The sequence below is a fragment of the Streptomyces sp. UH6 genome (genome assembly GCF_013421635.1).
Lineage (GTDB): Bacteria > Actinomycetota > Actinomycetes > Streptomycetales > Streptomycetaceae > Streptomyces > Streptomyces abyssomicinicus.
This window is the reverse complement of the sequence record NZ_JACADT010001473.1, coordinates 1-445: the sequence shown is the minus strand read 5'-3', so window position 1 is coordinate 445 and position 445 is coordinate 1. Positions and strand designations below refer to the sequence as shown.

1 rRNA gene is annotated in these 445 nt (G+C 58.9%); it reads right to left on the bottom strand.

Features of this window, described 5'->3' with window-relative positions:
- Nucleotides 1–22: 22 nt before the first annotated feature.
- Nucleotides 23–445 (bottom strand): 23S ribosomal RNA (locus HW445_RS32670); the annotation flags it as partial.

The following is a 445-nucleotide window of genomic DNA, read 5'->3' as shown; positions in this document are numbered from 1 at the left end:
AACACAGTGGACGCGAGCAACTGAGGACAAGCCCTCGGCCTATTAGTACCAGTCACCTCCACCCGTTACCGGGCTTCCAGATCTGGCCTATCAACCCAGTCGTCTACTGGGAGCCTTACCCCATCAAGTGGGTGGGAGTCCTCATCTCGAAGCAGGCTTCCCGCTTAGATGCTTTCAGCGGTTATCCCTCCCGAACGTAGCCAACCAGCCATGCCCTTGGCAGAACAACTGGCACACCAGAGGTTCGTCCGTCCCGGTCCTCTCGTACTAGGGACAGCCCTTCTCAAGACTCCTACGCGCACAGCGGATAGGGACCGAACTGTCTCACGACGTTCTAAACCCAGCTCGCGTACCGCTTTAATGGGCGAACAGCCCAACCCTTGGGACCGACTCCAGCCCCAGGATGCGACGAGCCGACATCGAGGTGCCAAACCATCCCGTCGAT